Raw genomic sequence first — 23,933 nt, forward strand, 5'->3', positions numbered from 1 at the left:
GGGATCTATATGAAAAATACGTTGAATGAATTTGCAAATCTTGAAACCAATAAACGTGTAAATTGGCTTCGGTTTTTTATGATGGTAGTAGTGATTGTTGCTGTGGTTAAATTAGAATACCATATTGAATACTATGGAATAGATGGTTTTTTACTTATCTTGTTGATGGTAATTATATGTTGGCAATATAAGATTGAGTACAGTAAAAAATTTCACTTTGGCAAACGACATATTTTAGTAAGCGTAAAAAGAAATATGTTTGGTTTTTATTTCATCTCGATAATGGATGATATGTTGCTGGTTAGACAAGTGAGGACCAGAAAAAGCGAATTTGAGTTTATTGAAAATCGGTTGGCTTTAACAGTTCGGTTGAATTTACCTAAAGATGGCCTGCCAAATTGTGAAGTGAAAATTAGTGATGGGTAAGTGTTTTTTATAAGGTGATTCTGTTTTAATTCATGCTCTCCTTGCTTAGTCAAATAACTTAGGGAGAGCACCATATTAATGCTATAACCGCATTAAAACACCAAAGTATGATCCAGAACAATAAACGCAATTGATAACCATTATCATCTTATGTAGTGTGACAGTTTCTACTCCTTAGCAATAGCAAACTTGTCTCATGTTTAAGTTATCCGCAATCTCTATCGTTATCGGCAGTGCGTTAATGGCCTCTGCCAATTATGCTTTCGCCGAGGCTAATACCCTCTCTTCAGCCCCGGATGAATATTTCACCATTACCGCCACCCGCACCGAGCGCTACTTCATGGAAAGCCCGGTGTCTATTTCAACCATTGATGCGCAGGATATTGAGCGGGCCTCGGCTGATTCAATTGCCGATACCTTAAGGGATATTCCCGGTATTCAGGTGGCAGATGCGGCCACGGCGGGCATGAAACGGATAACGTTACGCGGCGAAAGTTCGTTAAGGGTGGCCATTTTGGTTGATGGCCAGGAAATTACCGACCATTCCACCTATGGCGCGCCGTTATTGCTGGATACATCAATGGTGGAACGTGTTGAAGTGATCCGCGGCACCAGCTCGGTGTTATACGGGGGCAAGGCGCTGGGCGGGGTGATTAATATTATCACCAAAAAAGGCGGCAGCGAACCGTTGCAGGTGAGTTTATCGTCGGGTTATAACTCGGCGACCCAAGGGCAGCAGTATGCGGCGAGCGTATACGGTTATGTTGACGGCTTTGACTATCGTATTTCAGTGTCGGATAACGATCATAAAGACCGCAACACCCCTGATGGCGACCTGGAGCATTCAAGCTTTAACAACAGCAGCCATTCGCTTTATCTGGCCAAAGAGTTTGATGATCATCGCTTTGGCATCACCTATGAGCAGTTTAACTTGGCCAGTGAAATTGCCACCGGCATGGCAAATTTCACCCTGGATATGCCGCAAAGGGACCGCAGCAAGTTCGCGGCTTTTTATCGTTATGAGCCTGACGGCGAGCTTTTGAAAAAAATCCATCTTGATGCTTATAAGCAGCAAATAGATCGCAACTTTGTTCAGCATATTGAAATGTCGGTGCCTGTAAGTCCTGTGATGTCTATTGATAATATTGTCGATACCGACATTGAGGAAACGCTGAAAACCTCAGGTATCAACAGCCAGTTTGATTTTCAGTTAAACGAACAGCATTATGTCATTGTCGGCTTTCAGCTGGTTAAAGATGATTTAGACAAAGCCACCACCAATATCACGCAAACCACCCGCAATATGCCGGGTGTTCCGGCAGTGGCCACTGTGGTTGAAAGCCTGAGCATTGAAGAGGCAAGTTTAACCACCAAGGCACTTTATTTTCAGGATGAATGGCAGCTGTCAGATCAGCTGATAGTAACGGCAGGCGCACGGCAATATTGGGTGGATGCCGAGCTTAATGAAACCAGCAAGCCGGGGCTGTCGCCGGGTAAAAATGACGACAGCGAGTTTATCGGTTCAATTGCCGCCAATTACGGTTTTGACGAGCACAATAACATGCGTTTTGTCTTTAGCCAGGGCTATCATTATCCGACCTTGCTGCAAATTGCCACCGGTGCCACGGCTGCCGGCCGTTTTATCAACCCGAATGCCAACCTTAAGGCGGAAAGTTCAGACAATGTTGAGTTGGGTTATCGGTTATTTACCGATAACTGGTTAATCGATACCAGCTTATTTTACACCGATGCCGATGACTATATCACCAAGCAAGACTGCGCCGATGGCATTGACGTTTGTATCAATCCGGAAAACGATCAGGTTTATGTCAATGCCGACAAGGCGAAAACAACAGGTGTCGAGCTTAGCGTCAATTATCATGTCAGCGAGCACATAACTCCTTATGCCAATGTTACCTGGTTATCGCGTAAGGAAACTTATGGCAGCTTTACTACCAGAGACACAGGCACGCCGTCGCTTTACGGTAAACTGGGGCTGAAATATGAAAACGAAGGGGCGCTGCTGGGCGCTTATTATCTTGATGCTTTTCTTCGGGCGGCAAGCAATGCCAAACTGGTCGAAGCAAACGGCAGCAGTGAAAGTTATGACAGCTGGAAAACCGTGAACCTTGCCCTGGGAACCCGGTTTGGCGAGCAACAAAATTACCTGGTGAATATGGAAATCAGCAATATCTTTGATTCAGAATATACTCCGGCCAAAGAGCAATTGCTTGCCCCCGGACGTTCCTTTATGCTCAGGTTCAGCACTGATTTTTAAGGGTTGTTCCATGAAAAAACTATTAGCCGTCGCTTGTCTTTTGTTGCCTTTTCTCGCTTTTTCGGGCCAGCAGGGCAAATCAGATCAGGCCTGGGCAGAAAAGGGCAGCAGAGCCATAACGGTACAAGTGAACATAGCGCAACATTTACTGCCTGAAGATGCAGATAACTGGACCCTTTATGTGTATGCCGCCCAGCCGAATACCCGGCTGCCGCTGGCTAATTTCAAAGGTAAGTTATCGCAGCTGCCTGGCGAAGTGATTCTGGATGAAAGCATGTATTTATTGCCGCATTTAACCTTAAGGCAAGCCGAGGAAGTGGTGATTGTTGCCAAGGCAAGTAAAAGTAAAAATCCGCACAAGAAAAGCGCGGAGGATGTTATAGGTTACTCCGGTGCGCTGAATTTTTCATTGGCTGACAAGCTGGAGGCGAGTGTGACTATTGACCAAAATGATGTGGCTCAATAAGCAGGGGAAGTCTATTTTGACAAGTTGGCGTGAAAGCGCTGCTTTAAAAGTGTTTTATGATGATGCCCCCCATCAGGCCCTTAATTAAGGGCCTGATGGGGGAATTTTCTTTAAGGCTTATTTCTGCGCTGTTAACGCTTTGCGCTTGGCTTGCTAAAGGTGTTTAGCTTTGCGCCTGGCAGGCGTTGCTTAAGCGGGTGATTAACTCGGCAATTTCAGCCTTTAATTCATCGTCACTGCCAAGCTGGGCCGCGTCATTGGCCTGGGCGGCAAATTCCAGTGCTTTGGCGGGCTCGCCAAATTCATCATGTCTTTCTGCCATCGACAAATAGATAGTGGCGCGATGTTTATCCAGGGCATATTTTTCCGCCTTGTCCAGCGCAATTTGGTAAATGTCCAGTGCCAGATCGCCGTCGTCGGTGAAGTCGGCCAGCATTTCCCATTGCAACGGGTGGTCGTTGGCGGTTCCCTGGCTTTTCTGACAAAGTTCCTGTAGTTTTGCTACTTTGTCGGCTCTTAAGGTTTCGTTTTCTTCGGCAGAGGCCTGGGCGATGTCCTGGGCCAGTTTCAGTATTTTATCGAATAACGGGGCTTTCATGGTCGGTACCTGTGTGGGCAAATGGCAATTGGTTTTGGCCGCCTTAAAGCGGCTTTTGCGCGCAAACGGTTTAACACCACCTGGTCGCTTGCGCCTTTATCGTTAAAGTAAAGCGCTTGCCATTTGCGGGATAAATAAATTGCGCGCATGATAGCATGCTGGCCTGGTTACGCAAGAGATAGGCAACAGCGCAAGTGTCAGGCCACTTCGATGCAGCAATGTTTATAGCGCTTGCCGCTGCCGCAGGGGCAGGGATCTTTTTTTCTTATCTTGATGTCTGCTTTAATTTCGCGCACATCCTGCTGGTAAATTTCGCTCAGGGAAGCGAACAATACCGGGTGTTTTTGTTGCAGCATCTGCGGGCGTTCAAAAAAGTACTCGCTGGTCACGGACAGAAATTCTGCCGGATTGGTGGCGCCGTATTGCCGGATGTTGCTTTTGCGCCGGGTGATCTCCTGAATTTTTTTCTCCATCAGCTCAAACCAGGGAATAGAGTATTGATGCTCCAGCAGGCGTTCGGGGTAGCCGTCGCACTTGCCGTCCATCATATCGATCAAATGGACAAATTCATGGATACCGACATTTTGTTTATCCCTGTCATTGCTAAAGCCCAAATGCAGGGCGGGCTGGCTGAGGATCATCTTGCCCGCCATAGGGCCGGTGCCGACCATGCCGGTGATGCAGGAGTCCGGCTGACCTATTTCGAAGTTTTCGTTAAAGGCATGGGGCAGGAGGTAGACGGTTTTAAGGTTCAGATAATGCCAGTCGGGAAAGGCCCACACCGGGATAATGGCGCTGGCGGCCACCAGTAATTTGTCTTGCTCGGTGACGTTTAGCTGGCCCGACTCTACTGTGGTGGTTTCTAAAAACAGCAGTGCTCTTTGTTCGAATATCACCTTGTCCTGCTCGTTTAAGCTGCGGTAAAAGCTGACTTCCTGCGCCAGAAACAGCGACCATTGGTTGCAGAAGTAGGGATTTTTCGGTGCTTGCGGTGTTTTGGGTTTAGCTAAACCGGCAAAGAAGTTTTTTATTGCGGTAAGTATCATCAATTTATTCCGTATTAAGGGGCGTGTTTATTCTAGCAAAGTTGGCGTTGCAAATCAGGGATGAAAACAGGGTGAAATTTTTAGCGTGGGTTACCGGGGGCTGCGCTGTTGTTGAGAAAAAAGGCTGGTAAAGAGAGTCCGGGAAAAGGTTTAAGAGGGAAAAAATTTCCCTCTTGTATTATCTACGTCTAGATAAATCGCTACTACATACAGGTATGGGAATTGCTGCATTTGCCGCCTGATGAACTACAACCGAAAGTACCTGTTGCTTTGCTCTTATTAGAGAGGCCGAAGGCTCTTATTCGAGAGGTTGCTGGCTCTTTTAGAGAAGCTAGTGGCTCTTTTCAGTATCACCTGAGCTGGTAGCGTTTTGTTGCTTTTAGTTTAATGGTTAGTCTCTCCTTATTGTTGTTGGTTTCACAAATAAGCGTTTTTCCGTTTCATGAATTTTAGGAGGCTCAGGGTGCTCAAAAACCTGAACAACTTTAAGCTAGCATTTTAATTTATAGAGTGTCAACTCTTAAAATAAACACTTTAGGTACGAGTTGTTAACAAATATTGCGGTCAGTTAACCTGATCTCTGCACAGGGGCTGGCAACCGTGGGCGGATAAGGGGCGGGAAAGTTTTGTCTATATTATTCGGGCCGACAGAAAAATACTGGTAAATAAAATGCCGCCTGTTCCTTAGGGAGCAGGCGGCATGGTTTCAGAGTTTATTTAATCTCTTTAGGCGTATTGTTTCATGTTTATTGAAACGAAATACCTTTGTAGAACTGTTCAACATTGCTCACTTCCGTCTGGCCTTTTAAGTCGGCGAACGGGGTGTCTTTAAACTTGCTGCCCCTTAACTGGATATTTAAGCGGGCGGCGTCGCTGTTGCCAATTGACTCCCGGTAGAAGTTTTTCACGTCTGCCAGGGTGACTTTTTCCACTTCGGCAATCAGTTTGGCTTTGCTGTCAAAGTTGAAATTTTCGCGGTACCAGTCGCGGATCATCGGCGAGACTTCAGCCTGCAGGTTCTTCGGCTTTTCTTTTAAGCCGACCAGGGTGGCGTTTTTCAGCTGGGTGAAGGTTTCTTCGGTGACTTTGTCGAGCTCGGCGGCATATTCCACTTTAAAGCTGTCAAAGCGGTTCTGGATGTCTTTCGGACCTTTCACCGGGCTTTGAATGTATAAACCGATCCCGGCATAGTCTTCGATGCTGCGTGCGGTTACGCCAACGGCATAGGCCAGCTGTTCTTCGGTTCTGAGTTTGTCGAAGGCTATGGTTCTGAAATGGCTTCTCAGGACTTCTGCGCGGGCTTTTTGCTTATAACCCGGCTCCGGGTGCACATATAAGTCGATAATGGCAACATCGGCAACGTCGAGGTCTTTTTTCAGCACCATCACTTCACCGGGCTCCGGTTTCCAGAATTTATCGCGGCTGTAGCTGGTTTCATGATGCATTTCAGGCAGGGCATCCGATAACTGTTTGGCGACACTGTCGATATCTGCCTGGTCATAGTTACCAAAGGCAAAGGCGCGCAGCTGGTTGTTTTTCAGTACCTGGTCCATGATGCGTTCAAAGTCGCCCAGGGTTAATACCTTGGCGGTTTTGATCAGCTGTTCGTTGCTGTAGTTGCCGCTGCGGGTGAGTTTGTTTAACTCATCAAAGGCCTGGTAGAACGGGAACTGCTTACCGGCATTGTTTAAGTTGCGGATATAGCGGTCGACGGCCTGGTTAAAGCCCTGCTCGTCGGTTTTTACCCGTAACTGGCCGATGGCCTGTTGCAATAAGCTGTTTTGTTTATCGGTAAAGCCGTTCAGGGTTAAGATCAACCCGTTACCCGGCGATACGTTCAAGCCCATGCCGGCAATGGCGGCTTCGGTGGATAAGGCGCTTTGCTGCAGGTTATAAATATCGGCCCAGATTTCCAGGGCGATGCTGGTGTAAATATCTTTGCCTGCTTTGGGGTTATTAAAATAAACTTCTAACAAACCTTTGGGCTGGTTGTTAAATTCCTGGCTGGCAAAACGCCAGATTTTGATGCCTGCTTTGTCGTAGGCAAGTTCAGGTTGGCTTTGTTTGGCCAGCTTATCGGTTTTTAAGGTGAAGTTTTCCGGCAGCATGCGGTTAACCGCGGGCAAGCTCAGCGGCAGGTCTGACGGTTTGTTCCAGCTGGCAATTTCTGCCTGGCTGAGATCGCTGATGCGGTATTCGCCGTCATAAAAATGCAGTTTGCTGTCGGTTTCTTCCTGCTGGCTGATATGCCAGACTTTCAGGGATTCTGGGCTTAGCTGTGCCAGTACGCGGTTGATGGCAGCGGCATCAAATTGCGCGTAATGATACGGGGCATTGATGGCATGGTTAACCGGGTAGTTTTGCATGTTGGCGGACAGCTGCGACACGTAGTTAAATTCGTCGGTTTTTTCCAGGAACTGGAACTGGTTATTCAGTGAGGTGCTGATTTCGCTAAAGTATTTTTTATCAACCCCCTGATCTTTGATCAGCTTGATATATTGCATTACGGTGGCAACAATTTTTTCCCGCTGCTGCATGCCGCTGTCGGTTAAATCAACATCTATTTGCAAGGTACCGTAGTTGCCGTACAGGTTCGGGGATGAATCGGCGTTTAGTCCTGAGATCCAGCCTTTTTCTTTTAACAGCTGCGCCGGGCTGCCGGGCATTTCCGAGTTCAATAAATAGCTGACAAAGCTGTTGGGTTTAACGGCAAAGTCTTTGAGGTTGTTTTCTATGGTAAATTCAAGTTTCAGCTGCTTAACGTCTTCGTTGGGTTTGTAGAATACCCGCTTGCTGCCGCTTTGCGCCATGTCCAGCTTTTTAGTGACACTGGGTTTTTCAATGTTTTTATTTTTGATGCCGGAGAAGTGTTTTTTCGCCAGTGCTTCCATGTCTGCCAGCGGCAGGTTGGAAATCAGCGCCACTTTCATGATGTTGGCTGAGTAGTACTGGTTATAAAATTCCACCGTTTCCTGGTGCAGGCCACTGCCTTCTTTATCGCCTAAGGTTTCCAGGTTACCGATCAAAAAGCGGTTGGCGGGGTGATCGCCCATCATTTTACGGGTTAATTTGAACTGGCCAAAAAAGTCCATTTCACGGCGCATCGACCATTCGGCGTTGACGGCATTTTTTTCTTTGTCTGTGTACTCAGGGTAAAGTTTCGGCGCTTTAAAGAAGTCGGAAAAGCGGTCAAGGCCTTCGTCAAAGGCGTCATTGTTGGCCTTAAACATATAGTTGGTGACATCTAACCAGGTGTAGGCGTTATGGGCGCCGCCGTTTTTGGCCATAAACTCGCTGTAGCCTTTGGTATCCGGATATCGCTCTGTACCTAAAAACAACATGTGCTCTAAATAGTGGGCCATGCCTTGCTGGCTCATGGGATCATGCAGTAAACCCACGCCGACACTTAAAGAGGCCGCTGACTTTTCTGCAGACGGGTCGGAAACTAAAACCACTTCAATCTGGTTGTCTAACTTTAGGGTCTGGTAGCTGCGTTTGTCATTGGGGCTGGTAATAAAGGTATCTGATAATAAAACGGCCGATGACTGGGCTGGTGTGGCCTGGTTTTGTGAGGTTGTGTTACAGCCGCTAAGCACAGCAAGCGCTAAGACACTAAGTCCTAAGATTTTTTTCATGGTTTTCCTTAAATAAGCTCATCCGGTTTAGGTAGATGCCGCTAAGTTTAAGCGATTGGCGGGTAAGATGAAACATGATGGGGTTAATCATATGTAAACTTTATGCTGTTAATTTTAACAGCATGTGTCCACGTTGCTGCGGTTATTTCTGGTTTTTTCTCCGGAGCGGGGGAGTTGCGCCATTGCAACCCCCGACAATTTTGATTAAGTTAATAACCGTTAAGACAGGGACTTTCTTTTTTGGCTGATTAAGGCGTTGTTACCTTGAGGGGATTAGTTTGAAGCCAGTGTTATGCAGGTATGGTTATCTTGAATAATTCACATTTAGTACCTTATAGCTTTATCCGCCGTCAACTGGGCAGTGTACTCGATGACAGCGAGCAGGCGCTGGCGTTATTGGCCCGTCATGATATTCCTGCCTCGGCATTAACAACACAGGGTTATATCGAGTCGGAAAAACTCGGCAGTTTAGCCAACAGTGTCTGGCGGCTGCTTGATGATGAATCGGCGGGCGCCTCCCATAAAAAGCTGCATGTCGGCACCTTTAAAATGTTATGCCATGCCTGCAGCGACTGTAAAACCCTGAGATCGGTTATTCACCGCACCATCACTTTTTTCCGTCTGCTCAGCGAAGAGTATCATTTTGCTTTGCAGGTTAGCGGGGAAGAGGCGATTTTTACCCTGGAGCATCAACCCCCGATAAAGAAGGCAAATGCCAGGGTCGGTAACGATTATTTTGTTTTGTGCCTGGCGATTGTTTTTATCCGCTGGTTTGCCTGGTTAATTGACCAGCCGATCAAGTTGGAGCGGGTGGAATTTGAATTTTCCCCTTTTGCCGGGCAGCAAGATTTTGAAGCGATTTTCCAGAGCAAGGTGGACTTTGAGCAACCGGCGAACCGCCTGGTGTTTGCCGGCTCACTGCTGAATCAGGCGGTGGTGGCCGGGGCGGAAAAATTACCCGCACTGCTGATCAGTGCGCCCTATTGTTTTTTAAGCCATTACCAGGTGCAAAACAGCACCGCCGAGCAGGTGAGAAAAATGCTGAGTCAGAGTGAAAACTTCAGCCGGATGAAACTGGCTGAGCTGGCGGCAAAGCTGCATTATTCTCCCGCTACTTTGACCCGTAAGCTTAAGGCGGAAAATACCAGCTTTATGGAGATTAAGGACCGTACCCGCAAGCACAGGGCGTTAACTTTGCTGCGCAGTACCGGGCAGCCTATCACCAGTATTTCTTATGATTTAGGTTTTTCCGAGGCATCGGCGTTTACCCGGGCATTTAAGAAGTGGACCGGTGAAAATCCCCAGGAATACCGGAATAGTTACCGCAACAGCTAACGTTTTTCCCCGATAGATTTTCTGCAAAAATGATGTTTTATGTCACTCACTTGCACTAAAGGGTCAAGTGCGCTTTTGCTTTTCTCTTTTATGCTGTTGTTTCCATTTGCAAGCAACAGCATAAATCATGACCGACGCTTATATTTTCGATGCGATACGCACCCCCAGGGGCCGGGGCAAAGCCAATGGCGCCCTGCATGAAGTTAAACCCATCAGCTTATTGTCCAACCTGTTAAAAAGCCTTGAACAGCGCAACGACCTGGATACCGGGCAAATTGACGATATTGTTATCGGCTGTGTGACCCCGGTGGGGGATCAGGGAGCGGATATCGCCAAAACCGCCGCCATTGCCGCCGGCTGGCATGACAATATCGGCGGGGTGACCATCAACCGCTTTTGTGCCTCCGGCTTAGAGGCGGTTAATACCGCTGCCATGAAGGTACGCTCCGGCTGGGAGCAGCTGGTGGTGGCCGGCGGCGTCGAGTCGATGTCGCGGGAGAAAATGGGCTCGGACGGCGGCGCCTGGGCCAATGATCCGGCAACCAATATCCAGACCGGTTTTATGCCCCAGGGCATAGGCGCGGATTTAATCGCTACTTTGGCGGGCTTTAGCCGCGAGGATGTTGATCATTTTGCTGTGCGTTCCCATCAAAAAGCCGCGGCGGCCTGGCAGCGCAATGCTTTTGCCGGTTCGGTGATCCCGGTTGTTGATCAAAACGGCATTGAAATACTGGCAAAAGATGAGTTGATCCGCCCCGAGTCCAGCCTTGAAAGTCTGGCGAAGTTAAAGCCTTCCTTTGCGCAAATGGGGGAGATGGGTTTTGATGATGTTGCCCGGGAAAAATATCATATGGTGGAAACCATTCACCATATCCATACCCCGGCAAATTCTTCCGGCATCGTCGACGGCGCCGCGGTTGTGCTGATCGGCAGTGCTCAGGCAGGCGAAAAACATCGGCTGACGCCGAGGGCAAAAATTGTTGCCAGCGCCATTGTCGGCACAGATCCCACGATCATGCTGGTGGGACCGGCCCCGGCGGCGCAAAAAGCCCTGGCCCTGGCCGGACTGACGGTGGACGACATCGATTTATTTGAAGTCAACGAAGCCTTTGCCTCTGTGGTGATGCGCTTTCAACAGGAATTAAATGTGCCGGATGAAAAAGTTAATGTTAACGGCGGCGCTATCGCCATGGGACATCCGCTGGGGGCGACCGGGGCCATGATATTGGGGACTTTGCTTGATGAGCTTGAAGCCAGGCAGTTAAAGCGCGGCCTGGTGACTTTATGTATCGGCGGCGGCATGGGGATTGCCACTATCATAGAAAGAGTCGAAAGAGTAGAAGCGGCAGATGCTAGCAGGAAGCAGGGGTTATAAGATGACAAACATTAAATACCAAAAAGACAGCGATAATATTATTCACCTGATCCTGGACAGGGAAAATGCCTCAGCCAATTTAATGGATATGGCCTTTACCGAAGATTTGGCCGCCATCAGTGAGCGTTTACTGACGGAAATTGAATCATCGCCGGCGGTGAGCGGGGTGATTATCCGCTCCGCCAAGTCGAGCTTTTTTGCCGGTGGCGATCTTAAGATGCTTTCCGATGCTGGCCCTGGGCAGGCAACAGATATTTTTGCCATGGTGGAGTCGTTAAAGGCGAGCATGCGTAAAATTGAAAGCTGCGGCAAACCCGTGGTGGGGTGTATCGGCGGCGCGGCCATGGGAGGCGGCTGGGAGCTGGCACTGGCCTGTCATCGCCGGCTTGCTGTTAATCTTGATAACATTAAGCTGGGATTGCCGGAAGTCACCTTAGGGTTGTTGCCCGGCGCCGGCGGCGTGACCCGTATGGTGCGCCTGCTTGGTTTGGAAAAAGCCATGCCTTATTTACTGCAGGGCAAGTTGTTTAATCCTGGCAAAGGCCGCGAACTTGGTTTGATTGATGATCTGGTCTCAAGTGAAGGAGATGTTGAGGCAAATTTAATCGAGCGCGCAAGCCAGTGGATTAAAGCCCGCCCGGATTTGAGTGGACCTGAAAGCGGCATCAATTGCCAGCCCTGGGATATCAAAGGTTATAAAATTCCCGGCGGTACCCCTAAAGATAAAAAGCTTGCCGCCACCCTGCCGGTAACACCTGCCATTGTCCGGCGCAGCACCCAGGGCACGCTACCGGCGCCGGAGCGGGTGCTGGCCACTATGGTGGAAGGGGCGCAGGTTGATTTTGACAGCGCCTGTCGCATTGAGTCCCGCTATTTTACCGAGCTGACCACGGGGCAAATTTCAAAAAACCTGATCAATACTTTCTGGTTCCAGCTTAATGAAATCAAAGGCGGTACTAACCGTCCGAAAGATATCGGCAAAAAGAAACCGGGCAAAGTAGGGGTCCTGGGAGCCGGGATGATGGGGGCGGGCATTGCCTATAGCTGTGCCATTAAAGGTATCGGCGTGGTGCTTAAGGATGTCAGTTTAGCGCAGGCGGAACAGGGCAAGGACTACAGCCGTAAGCTGCTGGACAAACAAATTGCCCGCGGCCGTATGACGCCGGTCGAAGCACAAGCGATCCTGGCGCTAATCCAGCCGAGCCAGGATGCCGGGGATTTATCCGGCTGTGAATTTGTCATTGAAGCTGTTTATGAAGACCGCGAACTTAAGGCCCGGGTGACCGATGAATGCGAGCAGGTATTAGCAGAGGATGCCGTGTTTGCCTCTAATACTTCGACTTTACCTATCACAGGTTTGGCGCAGGCATCCAGGCGGCCGGAGAACTTTATCGGCATGCACTTTTTCTCGCCGGTGGACAAGATGGCGCTGGTGGAGATCATCTGCGGCGAGCAAACCTCGGACAAGGCACTGGCCCTTTGTTATGACCTGAGTATTGCGCTTGGCAAAACGCCGATAGTGGTCAACGACAGCCGAGGTTTTTATACTTCGCGGGTTTTTGCAACCTATGTCAAAGAAGGCATCGCCCTGCTTGAAGATGCCGCAGGGGCTTCCATTGAAAATGCCGCGTATTTAAGCGGTTTCCCGGTGGGGCCGCTAGCGGTAACCGATGAAGTAACCCTGACCCTGATTGATAAAATTGCGGTGCAAACCGAGAAAGACTTGTCAATGGCGGGTAAGCAGGCACAAATACATCCCGCCGATGCCATTTTAAAAACCATGCTGACACTTGGCCGCAGCGGCAAAGCCTCAGGGGCCGGTTTTTATGATTATGCCCTTCCCGAAGAAAAAGTTGAAAACAAAAAGGGCAAAAAACGCTTAAGCCCGGAGCTGGCGCAATTTAACCCGGACAATAACAGCATCCCGCTTGAAGATATTAAAGACCGTTTGTTGTTTATTATGGCGCTGGAAACGGCGCGCTGTGTGGAAGAAGGGGTCTTGCGCTCAAGCGGCGACGGCAATATCGGCGCGGTATTTGGCATAGGTTATCCGAAATGGACCGGCGGCACCTTGCAGTTTATCAATCAATACGGCCTGGAGGCGTTTATCAGCCGGGCAGATGAACTTTGCCGTTTATACGGCAAGCGTTTTCAGGTGCCTGCTTCCCTGCGCGATATGCTCGCCACCGGGCAGCAGTTTTAATGGTTATGCTTTTATCTAAGTTAACAAGTGAGGTTAAAAATGATTGAACTGGAGCAGGAACTGGCCATTTTTAAGCAAACCCTGGTGCGTTTTATCGATAAGGAAATAGCCCCTTTTTATCAAACCTGGGAGCAGCAGGGCATTATTCCCAAGGCCTTGTATAAGAAGATGGCACAGGAAGGTTTGCTGTGCTGCGATTTACCCCAGGAGTACGGCGGTTTTGGCGTCGATATTCATTTTAATATGCTGGTGGCGGAAGAAATTGCCAGCGCCGGTTTTATGTCTTTGGCGGCGAACCTGATCGTACATTCTGATATCGCCGCCCATTATCTGCTAAATATCGGCAGCGAAGCGCAAAAGCATAAATACCTGGCAAAAATGGCCACCGGCGAGTGTATCGGCGCTATCTGTATGACGGAGCCGGGGGCGGGCAGTGACTTGCAGGGCATGAGAACCACGGCGAAAAAAGTTGCCGACGGCTGGAGCATCAGCGGCTCGAAAACCTTTATCACTAACGGTCAAAATGCTGCTTTGTATATTGTCGCGGCAAAAACCAATTTTGATGTGGCGGGCGCTAAAGGCATTACTTTGTTTTTGGTGGACGGCGACAAACCCGGTGTTGAGCGCGGACGTAACCTGGATAAACTCGGCCAGCATGCCTCGGATACCTCTGAGTTGTTTTTCGATAATGTGATTGTCACAGAGCAGGATGTGCTGGGTAAGGTGGATCAGGGTTTTTTGGGCTTGATGCATGAATTACCCCGCGAGCGTCTGGCTTGTGCCTGCACCGCTGTCGGCCACGCCGAAGGGGCAATGGCGCTGGTACTTGAGCATATCAAGGTACGCGAGGCCTTTGGTGCGCCGCTGGCGAAAATTCAGGATATCCGGCAGAAAATCGCCGAGATGGCGACACAAATCGAGCTGCACCGCATTATGATCAGCCATTATAAACACTTGCTGACGGCGAAAACGCTCACCGGCGAGCAGGCGGCTATGGCCAAGTACAGCTGTACGGAGATGGAAGGCAAGGTGGTTGATATGGCGCTGCAAATGTTTGGCGGTTACGGATATATGAGCGAATATCCGATTTCGCGTTTTTATGCCGATGCCCGGGTACAGCGCATTTATGGCGGTACCAGTGAGATCATGAAAGAGATCATCGGTCATGGCGTCATTGGTAAGCTGTAATCCCCGGTTTTTGTGATGTGCCGGGTTTAACTGGATGTTAAGTTAAGCGGTTGCCGCTCAGCATCCTGGTGTTTATCCTTGCCGCTGATGTTCGCGGGATAAGTGCCAGGTCACGGGTTTCTTGTGTTTTGCCCTGCCATTGTTTATAGCTATTATTACCCAACAGGTGTTCCTTATCCGGATACCTGGCCCGTTGATTTAATAAGTTAAGCTTTTACCCTGTTGAAAATAAATGTTTTTGTAGAAAATAAAAGGAACATTAAAAAAGGGAAGAGGCGGACAACAAGCGTGCCTGCGCCTTTTTTACTCGCCTTGTTTATGTGTTTATTTTCTTTCACTACACCTTGTCTGGCTGCCCGGGACAATAAGGTTTCTGTGATTTTACCTTTTGCCGATAATGATCATCCGCCCCACTATTTAGTCAATGACCAGGGAGAAATTACCGGCGGCATAGAAGCGGATATACTCAAAGCCGTTTTTTCAGACATGGCAGTGGAATTTTCCTATATACAGCTGAAAAGAGCCGCTATTTTATTGCAGCAGGAGCGCTATCACTGCATTTCTCCTACGCCTGAGGAATTAAGGGGGCAAGCGGGCTATTATGAGTCCCGGGAGTTTCTTTCCATTTATTACAACAGGGTGATGGTGCTGGCGTCCTCGCCGTTCTCCGTGAATTCGCTGGCAAGCCTGCATGATAAACGTTTGCTTGCCTTTCTTGGCGCGTCTAAGTATTTAGGGGATGACTATGCCGATTTGGTGAAAAGGAACAGCCGGCAATACCGGGAATTTACGCATTTGAGCATGGCTATCCCTATGCTGTTTTTAAAGCGTGTCGATGCCCTGGTGATGGACAAAAATGTTTTTATGTATCACGCCAATAAGCAAGAATATGATGTTTTCCACGGTAAGGATAAGGTGCTGTTTTATGATTTTTTCCCGCCGAGCCGCTTTACCCTTATGTGTAAAAACAAAGCGTTAATCGATGATTTTGATGCCAGTATGAAAAAACTACGCTTAAGCGGCGAACTGAGCAAGATTATCGAGCGAAATGTGAATGCTCGCCGATAGCGGCAGCCGGGTTGTGTTGTTATTGCCTGTAGGGATAGCAAGGGGTGGATAAGCGGGGAGGTTAAACGTGATATTTTTGTCCATCAATTGCCTGGTGGTTGTGATGTCAGTGGTGAGCAAAGGGGACTGAGATGATAAAAGCGGCTGTGGTTTTATTGGTGTTATCGTTAAATGGCTATGGCTTTGCCGAGCCGCTTGCACAAGTGTCGCTGATTTTGCCCTTTTCAAAAAATAATCCGCCGCATTATTTTGCAAGCGATGAAGGTGAATTAAAAGGCGGCATTGAACCGGATATTTTATGGAAAATCTTCACCGGTATGAAGGTGGAAATGGTTTATTACCAGCTAAACAGGGCAAGCATTTTATTTAAATCGCAGCAGGAGTATGACTGTATTTCCCCGGCCCCGGCGCAGTTGAGGGGCAAGGCAGGCTTTTATGAATCTAAAGAAATATTTTCCAGCTATTATAATCGCGCTATTGTCCTGGCATCGGCGAAGCTGCCGGTCACTTCCTTGATGAGTTTACAGGGCAAGGAGATCCGTGCCTTTCCCGGCGCATCTGAATATTTAGGGGAAGAATTTGCTGAGCTGGTAAAAAATAACAAACAGCATTACCGGGAGCTGAGTCATCTTATTTTCACTATTCCAATGCTTTTTTATAAACGTTTTGATGTGCTTATTATGGATGAACAGGTATTCAGGTACCATGCAAGCCAGCTCAAGTATGACTTTCTCAAGGGAGAGAATAAAGTTGTCTTTCATCATCTTTTACCGGTCACCCATTATACCCTGATGTGTAAAAATAAGGCGTTAATAGACATGTTTGACTCAAGGATGAAAAAGCTGCGTGAAAGCGGTGAACTCGATACTATTATTCGCAATAATATCAATAGGCAAACTCATTGAGCCCGGCTCAGGTTGAGGCAAGAAACAGCATTTTGCTGTTATTGTTATTGACAAGAAAGAGCAAAGCTAAACCTGAGTGAGGTCCGGCTTTGCTCTTGGGGCATTTTATATCAAGGGTGTGGGGTTATACCCTCCGCCTTAAGGTTATTCCCGGTTGAGTGTTAGTTCTGCTGCTGCTTTTTGCGGTAAAAAGCTTCTCAGGGCATTGAGCATAAACAGGATAATAAAGCCGCCGCCACCGGCAAAGACGACATCGCCGGGTAAGCGCCACCACACCAGGCTTTCTACCGCAGCGCTGTGGATGATTTCAGGGGAGCGTGCATACCAGTAACCTTGCTCCATCACCGCATTAAACTGGATCACCCCTACCGGCAACAGCGACATAAAGGCCATCATTGCCAAACCCAGGTTTAAGGTCCAGAAGGCGTATTTGAGCAGTTTATCGTTCCAGTAATGTTCAGCAACCATAGGGCGGACGCAGAACAGGATCAAGCCTATTCCCAGCATGCCGTAGACCCCCATAAAGGCGGTATGGGCGTGTAAGGCGGTGATGTTTAGCCCCTGGATATAATATAGCGAGATCGGCGGGTTGATTAAGAAGCCAAAGACACCGGCCCCCACCAGGTTCCAGAAGGAGCAGGCAACGAAGAACATAATGGCCCATTTATAACGTGTCATCCAGGGGGATGCCTGGCCGAGTTTGTAACTCTCGAACGCTTCGAAACCTATCAGCGCCAGCGGCACCACTTCCAGGGCGGAGAAAGAGGCGCCCCAGGCGATAACCGAGGTCGGCGTACCGCCAAAATATAAATGGTGCAGGGTGCCGATAATGCCGCCGGTGAGGAAAATGACCGTGGTAAAGAGTACCGTGGTATTGGCGGATTTTGCCCGTATCAGGCCAAGGCGGACAAATAATAATGACACCACGGCGGCGGCAAAGGTTTCAAAGAAGCCTTCCACCCACAGGTGTACTACCCACCAGCGCCAGTATTCGGCGATGGCGAGATGGGTATGTTTGCCCATCATCAAGCCAACGCCGTAGAACAGGCCGATGGCGATGGAAGATAAAAACAGTACCATGACCACAGGCCTGTGTTCGTGCTGATGGCTCAGGGCGGGTAAGATGGCGCGGGTGATCAGGGCAAGCCAGATCAGCAAACCTGCCAGCAATAAGATTTGCCAGATACGGCCGAGATCGACGAACTCATAACCCTGATGGCCGAACCAGTAACTGGTGTCTAAGTCCCAGATTTGCTGCGCCGCATACCATTCGCCGAACATGGAGCCTAAAACCACCACCAGCAGGGCGACCCAGAGCACATTGACGCCGAGTTTCTGAAATTTCGGCTCGTGGTTGGACAGTGCGGGGGCAATAAACAAGCCGGTGCCGAGCCAGGCGGTGGCTATCCAGAATACCGCCAGCTGGGTGTGCCAGGTGCGGGTCACGGCATAGGGCAGGATTTCTGCCAGCGGGTAGCCGTAAAATTCCTGGCCTTCCACTGCGTAGTGGGCGGTAATGCCGCCGAGGGTGATTTGCAGTAGAAACAAACCGATAGCGGTGAGGAAATATTTGAAGACCGCACGTTGCGACGGTTTGATGTCCAGGGATAACAGCGGGTCTGTTTTTGACGGTGTCGGCAGCGGCTCATGTTTTAAGCTGGCATGGTACCACACCAGGGCGCCGATGCCGGCGATCATCAAAATAATGGAGAACATCGACCAGCCGAGCAGATCGCCGTCCGGCTCGTTGGCGACCAGCGGCTCATAAGGCCAGTTACTGGTATAGCTGATGTCTTTGCCCGGACGCTCGGTGACCGTGGCCCAGGTGCTCCAGAAGAAAAAGGCGCTTAAGCGGTAGGCGCGTTGTTCATCCTTAAGCACCCCTTCTTTTAACGCATATTGCTCGCGCAAGGCGGTAAATTGCGGGTTGGCGCTAAATAGGCCCTGGTAGTAGCGGCTCAGGGATAAAATCACCTGTGCCCTGTTGTCGGAGACGGTGATCTCACCGGTGGCGGGATTATAACGGTTAGTGCGGATATCCTGCTGTAACTGTGCCTGCAGATATTTTTGCTGCGGCACGGTTAGGTCATTATAGCTTTCGTTATAGACGGCTTTGGCCAAAAGCTCTAGTGAAGCCAGGGCTTCACGGTGCAGCCAGTCGGCATTCCAGTCGGGAGCGAGCAAACTGCCGTGGCCCCAGATAGAGCCGTTTTGGTGTCCTCCCATGGAGCGCCATACCAGTTGCCCCTGCTCGATATCTTCTTTGGTAAAGATGACCTTGCCGCTTTCGCTTTGGATCCGCTCTGGAATAGGGGGCGCTTCCTGGTAGATTTCACTGCCAAGGTAGAGCAGTACGCTAAAGGAGCAGATAAAGACGGCAAAGAGTGCTTGCCAAATGCGTTTAGTTGATTTCATGCTTTATCCTTTTTTAAGTTGTCCATATGACATTTAAAAGTGTGTGGTTGTAAATTTGATGCTGTCCAAAAGACACTCTTTCGTTTATACCAGCTGTAAAACTCCCATGGCGGCATAACCGTCAAGGCAGTGTTCGCCGTTGCCTGCTGTTTCGCTTTTACTCAGTTGTTTTTCTTTAAGTGTTTGATTTGTCATGTTTAGTTTGTGTGTTTTTCTCTGGAGACTTGTTTTTAATAATGTCATTAATACCTTGATTTTCATGATAGTTCCCACCTGTGATAGCGATTAATCGTTTACTTTAAACTTGCTGTTAATCCGGGTATTGCACAGGCTGTACCAGAAAAGGAGCGGGAGAAGATGCTGATAAAAAAAGACAAGTTAATTAATGGCTTATGGGGGGCCACATTGAAGTAACTCGGGTTTATTGAAAAACATACCGACTTAGCAGCAGTTAACCGTTATTTTTTCCTATTAATGGTTTGGCTAAAACGTTATGGCATAAAGCTTGATATCGCTAAGGGTAATTGAAGTTGGCGCTTAAAGGCCGCCAGAAGTACTTGGAGTTGTTATGCAATCATTATTTTTTAGAATGCGCCTGATCCACTGGTTGGGAGCCATAGGTTTGTTTTTTAATGCCCTGCTCTATACCGAGCAAACATTTTCTCAGGTGCTGCAGTATGTTGTGGTGGTTTTACTGGTGATCCACGATCTGGACGAGAAGCACTGGGGGGTAGACTCTTTAAGGAAGATCACCGCCTATATGGGCTATTTCGAACAAAAAAATCTTTCGGTCGCCTGTGACATTAACAGCGACTATAACAGTGAAATGGGAAAGATCTTAAAGGTTATCAATGCTTTTCGGGAGAATGTTCAAAAGACACTTTTGGGGATCAAAGCCCAGGCGGACAGTTCGGAACAAGTAGCGCAGGTATTGACGACAAAAACATCGAGTATTGCCCAGCGGATATCGCAGCAGGATTTAAGGGTCGGCACCATTTCCCAGAAATGCCAAACCCTGGATGAATACTCTCTGACCCTGCAGGGAAAAGCCAAAGATACCGAATCTCGGGTGCATCAAACCAAGCAGGGCTTGCAAGAAACGAGTCGTAGCATGGAAGCCATGGCGGGTATGGTTCGCCTTTATGTCAGCAGCAGTGAAAGCCTCAGTGGTAAATTTGATGCCTTGTCGGAGCAGGCGACATCAATTGCCTCTGTGGTGTCGGTGATCAATACCATAGCGGAGCAGACGAATTTACTGGCCCTTAATGCCGCTATAGAAGCTGCCCGGGCAGGGGAGCATGGCCGCGGTTTTGCCGTGGTGGCAGATGAAGTCAGGCAGTTGGCCAATTCCACTCAAAGCAGTTTGCTGGAAATTAACCGTATCATCACCAATATCACCGAGGCGGTTGCACAGGCAGATGAAGAAGTGAAATTACAGTCGCAAAACCTGTCACAACTTTCGGATCATTCCCGGGTGAGCCAGGAAGAAATTACCCGGGCTTGTGAAAATATCGACAGCATTTTACAGTTACTCGGCGGACATGCAAACCGGGAAGATGTCGATATCCGACATATCCATGTTCTGGTGACACAAGTGGTTGAGGAAATAACCATCTTGCGCCAGCTTTCCGGCTCAAATGCCGATGATTGCCGGGAGTTGACGCTAGAAGGTCAACGCCTGGAAGGGGTAACCCGGGAAATTGTTGCCCAGCTTGAGACTTTTATTATTTAAGGTACCGGGGATAGCGGGCCGGCAGGTTTGTAACTTGTGATATGCGTCATTGCTGACCGGCACTATTGTTGACTGGCATAGTAGGCCAGCAGCGCCTGCCACTCATGCTCCGTTAATTTGTCCAGCATAATGGCCATTTTCTTGTCCATTTCCCGAGTGCCGTCGCGGTAAGCCTGCATGCTTGCAATCAGGTAGCGGCTCCACTGGCCGGCGAGCAGGCCGCTATCGTCACGGGTCCTGCTGCCTCCTTCTTTGTGGCATCTTCGGCAATAGGTTTGATGGGTTTTTTCTCCCAGGTCTACCAGTAAGGGGTTAAAGTTTTGTTTTGCCGGTACAAACCTTTGAGCGGCAAAATACAGGGAAATATAAGTGATTTGTTTATCGGATAGTTTATCGCTGATGGCTTTCATATCAGTGTCGGCACGCTGAAGATCGCCGTGGCGGTATTTAGAGGCTGGCGCCGGTCGCAGCTTGTTTTGATAGGCATAGAGACTGGCTTTATGGTAGGCCGCCGATAAACCTGCGATGGTGGGGACATCGCTGTGCCGGCTGACGCCGTTTTCGCCATGGCAGTCCATGCAATGGCGGATAAAGGCGGGTACGTCTGCTTTTACCTGTGGTGTTAGCATAAATAGCAATATCAGCAAAGCTGCAGAGGTAAGCTTGCTTGTTTGCCTGCGATACTGGCGCAGGCATGCACTGGCTGTCATCAGTCGCTGAATATGCATAAGTATGAAATATGAAACCTGCTGACTAAAGGTAAAATTATTGTTAATATTATTGTAGCTTGTTTGCGCTAATTATCCTGATTTTTTGGATTAATGTTCTGGGTAAGGATGACTAGTCTTTGGGCTTCATTCATCTATTGTCAGGTTCTGATGCTGTTAAAAGTTAAACAGCAGTATGTCTAATCGCTAATTGCATCCCGTTTAAACCAATAGTAGGGCGGATTTGTTATCGTTGCTGTTAGTGACTTTTGTGTTGGGAAAGCGTTGTTACTCTTTTAGAAAATAAAAATAGGGAGGTAAATGTTGGTTTTGATATCTGCTTATCAAATAATTAGCTACTATTGAAATATTTCTTTCTGAAAGACAGGTAAGTGTCAGCTTACCTGTCTTTTCTTATTCGCTTAAGTTGACATTAATTTGCTTTATAGCCGAATATTGACAACATTTCTTCACCCGTTTTTCGAATGCCTAAAGTTAAGCCATAATCATCCTGACCTTTACCTAAATTTGCTCTAAACCCTAAGTAAAAAGGATATTCGTCATGAATGCGATAGTTCAGCTTAAAAACATGTCGCTTAGCATCTTCTCTGCCCTGGATACATTCATCAACCAGTTCAGTGGTACAAGGGGCGTTAGCGGTTGGTATCACATTAAATCCATATTCTTCAAATTCGCTGTAGAGATATGATATGGAAAAATTTGGAGTGCGGTTTGTGCCGTAACTGATTTTATCGTCATAACTGCGATAGTCAAAACCTACACCATAATAGTTATTAACCGTGTCGCCATTAATTAATTTCTTCTCTCTGTTTTGAAACCCTGTTTTAATGACTAAACCAAAAGAAGACTTTCCATCGTTACTTGCGGATAAGCAAGATATGAACCAAAAGATTTTGTCGGAGCATTCCATTGCTGATAGTCTGAATGATATTCCGGCATCTAACGTATCAGAGACATCATTAAAATTATTGGGAAAAGGATTGGCAGTTTCAGCTTCTACTTCTTCTTTACTAAATGCCCCTGTACTCATAAACATCGCATTAAACGTTGAATTAATAACTAAATTAATGGTGTCAAATTCAAAACGTCCATCAATATTGATATCAAAATACCCTTTTGTGTCTGTAAAGCCGTTATTTTCGCCATCTTCATAATCTGGTAATTTCATTATGCCTAACTCGTAATCACTGATTATACGTGTATTAGAAACTCGTTCTTCTATAGTTGAGGGGTGTTGTATTTTATGCTGCTGGTCGATTAATTCGGCAATTAATACTTTGCGTTCTTTTTCTGCTTGAAGCAGGGCTTCTTGCTTTTTTTTAGGATCTGTTTCAGTGATTTTCAGAGCAGGTATTCCTGCTAACAGACAGGTTATTTCTCTTGAAATTTCTTTTAATTGGATTGGCTTTGATTTGTTCTTAAGGTCTTTCTGGCTCACAATAGCTTTACAGGCTTTTGCTAATGCTTCTGGTATTTTGGCGGTATCCAATTTGTCGCTTAAATTTTTTCTCTTAGTTTGTATTTTCCGTAGTTTGTTCTTTAATGTCTCTGTTATCTCAGCTTTTACTTTTTTAGCACAGTGGATGTGCTTATTTAATAATGTTTCCTGTTTGATTAATTTAGCAAGTTTTTTGCTCTGTATTACGTCTTCTGCTGCATCAGGCTCAACAGGCTCAGATATTTTATTTAATTCAGTATTGACTTGCTCAATACTGAGAGTTGCATTGCATTTTATTTCGATTTCGGCTTGGGCTGTTAAAGGGAATATAATGATTAATAGTAAATATAAATTTTTATTAATGTATTTCATTGTGCATCCTTTTTATTTTGTTGGTTTTTTATTTCAATTGGTAATCTTATTTTTCCTTTTGTTGAAGTGAGCAATACAATTACAAAGAAGAAACAGGTTTATGTACCATTTACCCATCTCTTACTTTTTTATCCTGTTATATCCCCTCTAACGTGCGCCGGACCCAGCCAAAAAAGTACTTTCTACTGGCTTTGCGCTTTTCGCAGATATCGACATAACGGCCTATTTTGGCGAGGGCGAAGACCGCTAAAAAAGCCCGTTTATCATCGGCATTGATTTTTTTCAGGGTCTTGGGACCGACAATACCGTCTGCCTTGGCGCCAACGGTTATTTGGGCTAGTTTGGCGCTGGTCTTGGGGCCGGCATTGACGGCGAAGTCAAAAATGGATGCGGCGATATCCTGCTCTGTGATGTCATCGCCGCGGATTTTGTCCCAGTAATTGGCTTTATAGAGGTTTTTGATCTGGCTTTGCAGTGCCGGATGGGCGTCCAGGTTGTCGGGAAAGTCATCGCTTTTTTTCAGCCAATCTATTTCTTTCCATCCCGGCCATTTGGGATTCCTGGCCCGGGCTACGCCTTTATAGGTTTCCCCGCCGGGGTCATCGGGATCATGGACATAGCCGCCTTCAGCTGCCATTGTAAGTTCAAATGCGGTGTCGAAATCTGCCATGGCACTTTCCCTTTGTCGGATTCTTTGTTAGCTCTCTTGCTAAGTGTATGACAAT

18 protein-coding genes are annotated in these 23,933 nt (G+C 47.7%); 10 read left to right on the forward strand and 8 right to left on the reverse strand.

All coding sequences use genetic code 11. The features are described from left to right. The first annotated feature begins 9 nt into the window (after nucleotides 1-9). The 3 genes from SG35_RS09080 to SG35_RS09090 all read left to right on the forward strand — a co-directional run bounded on the left by SG35_RS09080 (nucleotide 10) and on the right by SG35_RS09090 (nucleotide 3,170). Entirely contained in the window at nucleotides 10-426 is a 417-nt protein-coding gene (locus SG35_RS09080) for a hypothetical protein (protein ID WP_044832389.1), read from the forward strand. A gap of 196 nt (nucleotides 427-622) precedes the next feature. Beyond that, the gene (locus SG35_RS09085) at nucleotides 623-2,704 is read left to right on the forward strand and encodes a TonB-dependent receptor plug domain-containing protein (protein ID WP_044832390.1); all 2,082 of its coding nucleotides are present in this window, start codon (nucleotides 623-625) and stop codon (nucleotides 2,702-2,704) included. A gap of 10 nt (nucleotides 2,705-2,714) precedes the next feature. Further along, nucleotides 2,715-3,170, forward strand: coding sequence for a c-type cytochrome biogenesis protein CcmI/CycH (locus SG35_RS09090; protein WP_044832391.1), 456 nt, complete (start codon nucleotides 2,715-2,717; stop codon nucleotides 3,168-3,170). Nucleotides 3,171-3,333: 163 nt separating this feature from the next. Here SG35_RS09090 and SG35_RS09095 read toward each other — a convergent pair whose 3' ends face one another. From SG35_RS09095 to SG35_RS09105, 3 genes are all read right to left on the reverse strand, one after another. Continuing rightward, a complete protein-coding gene (locus tag SG35_RS09095; protein WP_044832392.1) occupies nucleotides 3,334-3,768 on the reverse strand; it encodes a hypothetical protein in 435 nt (144 codons plus the stop codon). A gap of 197 nt (nucleotides 3,769-3,965) precedes the next feature. After that, nucleotides 3,966-4,814: a zinc-dependent peptidase gene (locus SG35_RS09100; RefSeq protein WP_084692688.1), complete on the reverse strand. Its 849-nt coding sequence runs from the start codon at nucleotides 4,812-4,814 to the stop codon at nucleotides 3,966-3,968. Nucleotides 4,815-5,560: 746 nt separating this feature from the next. Beyond that, nucleotides 5,561-8,449 (reverse strand): insulinase family protein, encoded by a 2,889-nt coding sequence (locus SG35_RS09105; protein ID WP_044832393.1) that lies wholly within the window; start codon nucleotides 8,447-8,449, stop codon nucleotides 5,561-5,563. A 309-nt stretch (nucleotides 8,450-8,758) separates the two neighbouring features. Here SG35_RS09105 and SG35_RS09110 point away from each other — a divergent pair, with 309 nt between their 5' ends. The 6 genes from SG35_RS09110 (at nucleotide 8,759) to SG35_RS09135 (ending at nucleotide 16,523) form a co-directional block, all read left to right on the forward strand. Further along, nucleotides 8,759-9,784: an AraC family transcriptional regulator gene (locus tag SG35_RS09110; protein WP_160298272.1), complete on the forward strand. Its 1,026-nt coding sequence runs from the start codon at nucleotides 8,759-8,761 to the stop codon at nucleotides 9,782-9,784. Between the two features lie 127 nt (nucleotides 9,785-9,911). Further along, on the forward strand, nucleotides 9,912-11,159 hold the full coding sequence (locus SG35_RS09115; protein ID WP_044832395.1) for an acetyl-CoA C-acetyltransferase: 1,248 nt from the start codon (nucleotides 9,912-9,914) through the stop codon (nucleotides 11,157-11,159). Nucleotide 11,160: 1 nt separating this feature from the next. Beyond that, nucleotides 11,161-13,362: a 3-hydroxyacyl-CoA dehydrogenase NAD-binding domain-containing protein gene (locus tag SG35_RS09120; protein ID WP_044832396.1), complete on the forward strand. Its 2,202-nt coding sequence runs from the start codon at nucleotides 11,161-11,163 to the stop codon at nucleotides 13,360-13,362. A 27-nt stretch (nucleotides 13,363-13,389) separates the two neighbouring features. Beyond that, complete coding sequence (locus SG35_RS09125) at nucleotides 13,390-14,550, forward strand: acyl-CoA dehydrogenase family protein (RefSeq protein WP_274055396.1); 1,161 nt, start codon at nucleotides 13,390-13,392, stop codon at nucleotides 14,548-14,550. 288 nt (nucleotides 14,551-14,838) lie between these two features. After that, the gene (locus tag SG35_RS09130; RefSeq protein WP_044832398.1) at nucleotides 14,839-15,618 is read left to right on the forward strand and encodes a type 2 periplasmic-binding domain-containing protein; all 780 of its coding nucleotides are present in this window, start codon (nucleotides 14,839-14,841) and stop codon (nucleotides 15,616-15,618) included. A gap of 131 nt (nucleotides 15,619-15,749) precedes the next feature. Continuing rightward, a complete protein-coding gene (locus SG35_RS09135) occupies nucleotides 15,750-16,523 on the forward strand; it encodes a substrate-binding periplasmic protein (RefSeq protein ID WP_044832399.1) in 774 nt (257 codons plus the stop codon). A 144-nt stretch (nucleotides 16,524-16,667) separates the two neighbouring features. Here SG35_RS09135 and SG35_RS09140 read toward each other — a convergent pair whose 3' ends face one another. Together SG35_RS09140 and SG35_RS09145 are read right to left on the reverse strand one after the other, a co-directional pair. After that, on the reverse strand, nucleotides 16,668-18,938 hold the full coding sequence (locus tag SG35_RS09140; protein ID WP_044832400.1) for a nitric-oxide reductase large subunit: 2,271 nt from the start codon (nucleotides 18,936-18,938) through the stop codon (nucleotides 16,668-16,670). Nucleotides 18,939-19,022: 84 nt separating this feature from the next. Next, nucleotides 19,023-19,199: a hypothetical protein gene (locus SG35_RS09145; RefSeq protein ID WP_160298273.1), complete on the reverse strand. Its 177-nt coding sequence runs from the start codon at nucleotides 19,197-19,199 to the stop codon at nucleotides 19,023-19,025. 307 nt (nucleotides 19,200-19,506) lie between these two features. Between SG35_RS09145 and SG35_RS09150 the strand changes: the two genes are divergently transcribed. After that, complete coding sequence (locus SG35_RS09150) at nucleotides 19,507-20,670, forward strand: methyl-accepting chemotaxis protein (protein ID WP_044832401.1); 1,164 nt, start codon at nucleotides 19,507-19,509, stop codon at nucleotides 20,668-20,670. A gap of 62 nt (nucleotides 20,671-20,732) precedes the next feature. Here the strand turns inward: SG35_RS09150 and SG35_RS09155 are convergent, their stop codons facing one another. The 3 genes from SG35_RS09155 to SG35_RS09165 all read right to left on the reverse strand — a co-directional run bounded on the left by SG35_RS09155 (nucleotide 20,733) and on the right by SG35_RS09165 (nucleotide 23,878). Further along, a complete protein-coding gene (locus SG35_RS09155; RefSeq protein WP_160298274.1) occupies nucleotides 20,733-21,380 on the reverse strand; it encodes a c-type cytochrome in 648 nt (215 codons plus the stop codon). Nucleotides 21,381-21,810: 430 nt separating this feature from the next. Beyond that, nucleotides 21,811-23,208 (reverse strand): hypothetical protein, encoded by a 1,398-nt coding sequence (locus SG35_RS09160; protein ID WP_044832403.1) that lies wholly within the window; start codon nucleotides 23,206-23,208, stop codon nucleotides 21,811-21,813. Nucleotides 23,209-23,344: 136 nt separating this feature from the next. Next, nucleotides 23,345-23,878, reverse strand: coding sequence for a glycoside hydrolase family 108 protein (locus SG35_RS09165; RefSeq protein ID WP_044832404.1), 534 nt, complete (start codon nucleotides 23,876-23,878; stop codon nucleotides 23,345-23,347). Between the last annotated feature and the right edge of the window lie 55 nt (nucleotides 23,879-23,933).

It is taken from the genome of Thalassomonas actiniarum, assembly GCF_000948975.2.
Classification (GTDB): domain Bacteria; phylum Pseudomonadota; class Gammaproteobacteria; order Enterobacterales; family Alteromonadaceae; genus Thalassomonas; species Thalassomonas actiniarum.

Excerpts from the sequence above, each read along its gene's own strand:
- SG35_RS09080 (WP_044832389.1), top strand. The coding sequence starts at position 10 with ATGAAAAATACGTTGAATGAATTTGCAAATCTTGAAACCAATAAACGT.
- SG35_RS09085 (WP_044832390.1), top strand. The coding sequence starts at position 623 with ATGTTTAAGTTATCCGCAATCTCTATCGTTATCGGCAGTGCGTTAATG.
- SG35_RS09090 (WP_044832391.1), top strand. The coding sequence starts at position 2,715 with ATGAAAAAACTATTAGCCGTCGCTTGTCTTTTGTTGCCTTTTCTCGCT.
- SG35_RS09095 (WP_044832392.1), bottom strand. The coding sequence starts at position 3,768 with ATGAAAGCCCCGTTATTCGATAAAATACTGAAACTGGCCCAGGACATC.
- SG35_RS09100 (WP_084692688.1), bottom strand. The coding sequence starts at position 4,814 with ATGATACTTACCGCAATAAAAAACTTCTTTGCCGGTTTAGCTAAACCC.
- SG35_RS09105 (WP_044832393.1), bottom strand. The coding sequence starts at position 8,449 with ATGAAAAAAATCTTAGGACTTAGTGTCTTAGCGCTTGCTGTGCTTAGC.
- SG35_RS09115 (WP_044832395.1), top strand. The coding sequence starts at position 9,912 with ATGACCGACGCTTATATTTTCGATGCGATACGCACCCCCAGGGGCCGG.
- SG35_RS09120 (WP_044832396.1), top strand. The coding sequence starts at position 11,161 with ATGACAAACATTAAATACCAAAAAGACAGCGATAATATTATTCACCTG.
- SG35_RS09135 (WP_044832399.1), top strand. The coding sequence starts at position 15,750 with ATGATAAAAGCGGCTGTGGTTTTATTGGTGTTATCGTTAAATGGCTAT.
- SG35_RS09140 (WP_044832400.1), bottom strand. The coding sequence starts at position 18,938 with ATGAAATCAACTAAACGCATTTGGCAAGCACTCTTTGCCGTCTTTATC.
- SG35_RS09145 (WP_160298273.1), bottom strand. The coding sequence starts at position 19,199 with ATGAAAATCAAGGTATTAATGACATTATTAAAAACAAGTCTCCAGAGA.
- SG35_RS09150 (WP_044832401.1), top strand. The coding sequence starts at position 19,507 with ATGCAATCATTATTTTTTAGAATGCGCCTGATCCACTGGTTGGGAGCC.
- SG35_RS09155 (WP_160298274.1), bottom strand. The coding sequence starts at position 21,380 with ATGACAGCCAGTGCATGCCTGCGCCAGTATCGCAGGCAAACAAGCAAG.
- SG35_RS09160 (WP_044832403.1), bottom strand. The coding sequence starts at position 23,208 with ATGAAATACATTAATAAAAATTTATATTTACTATTAATCATTATATTC.
- SG35_RS09165 (WP_044832404.1), bottom strand. The coding sequence starts at position 23,878 with ATGGCAGATTTCGACACCGCATTTGAACTTACAATGGCAGCTGAAGGC.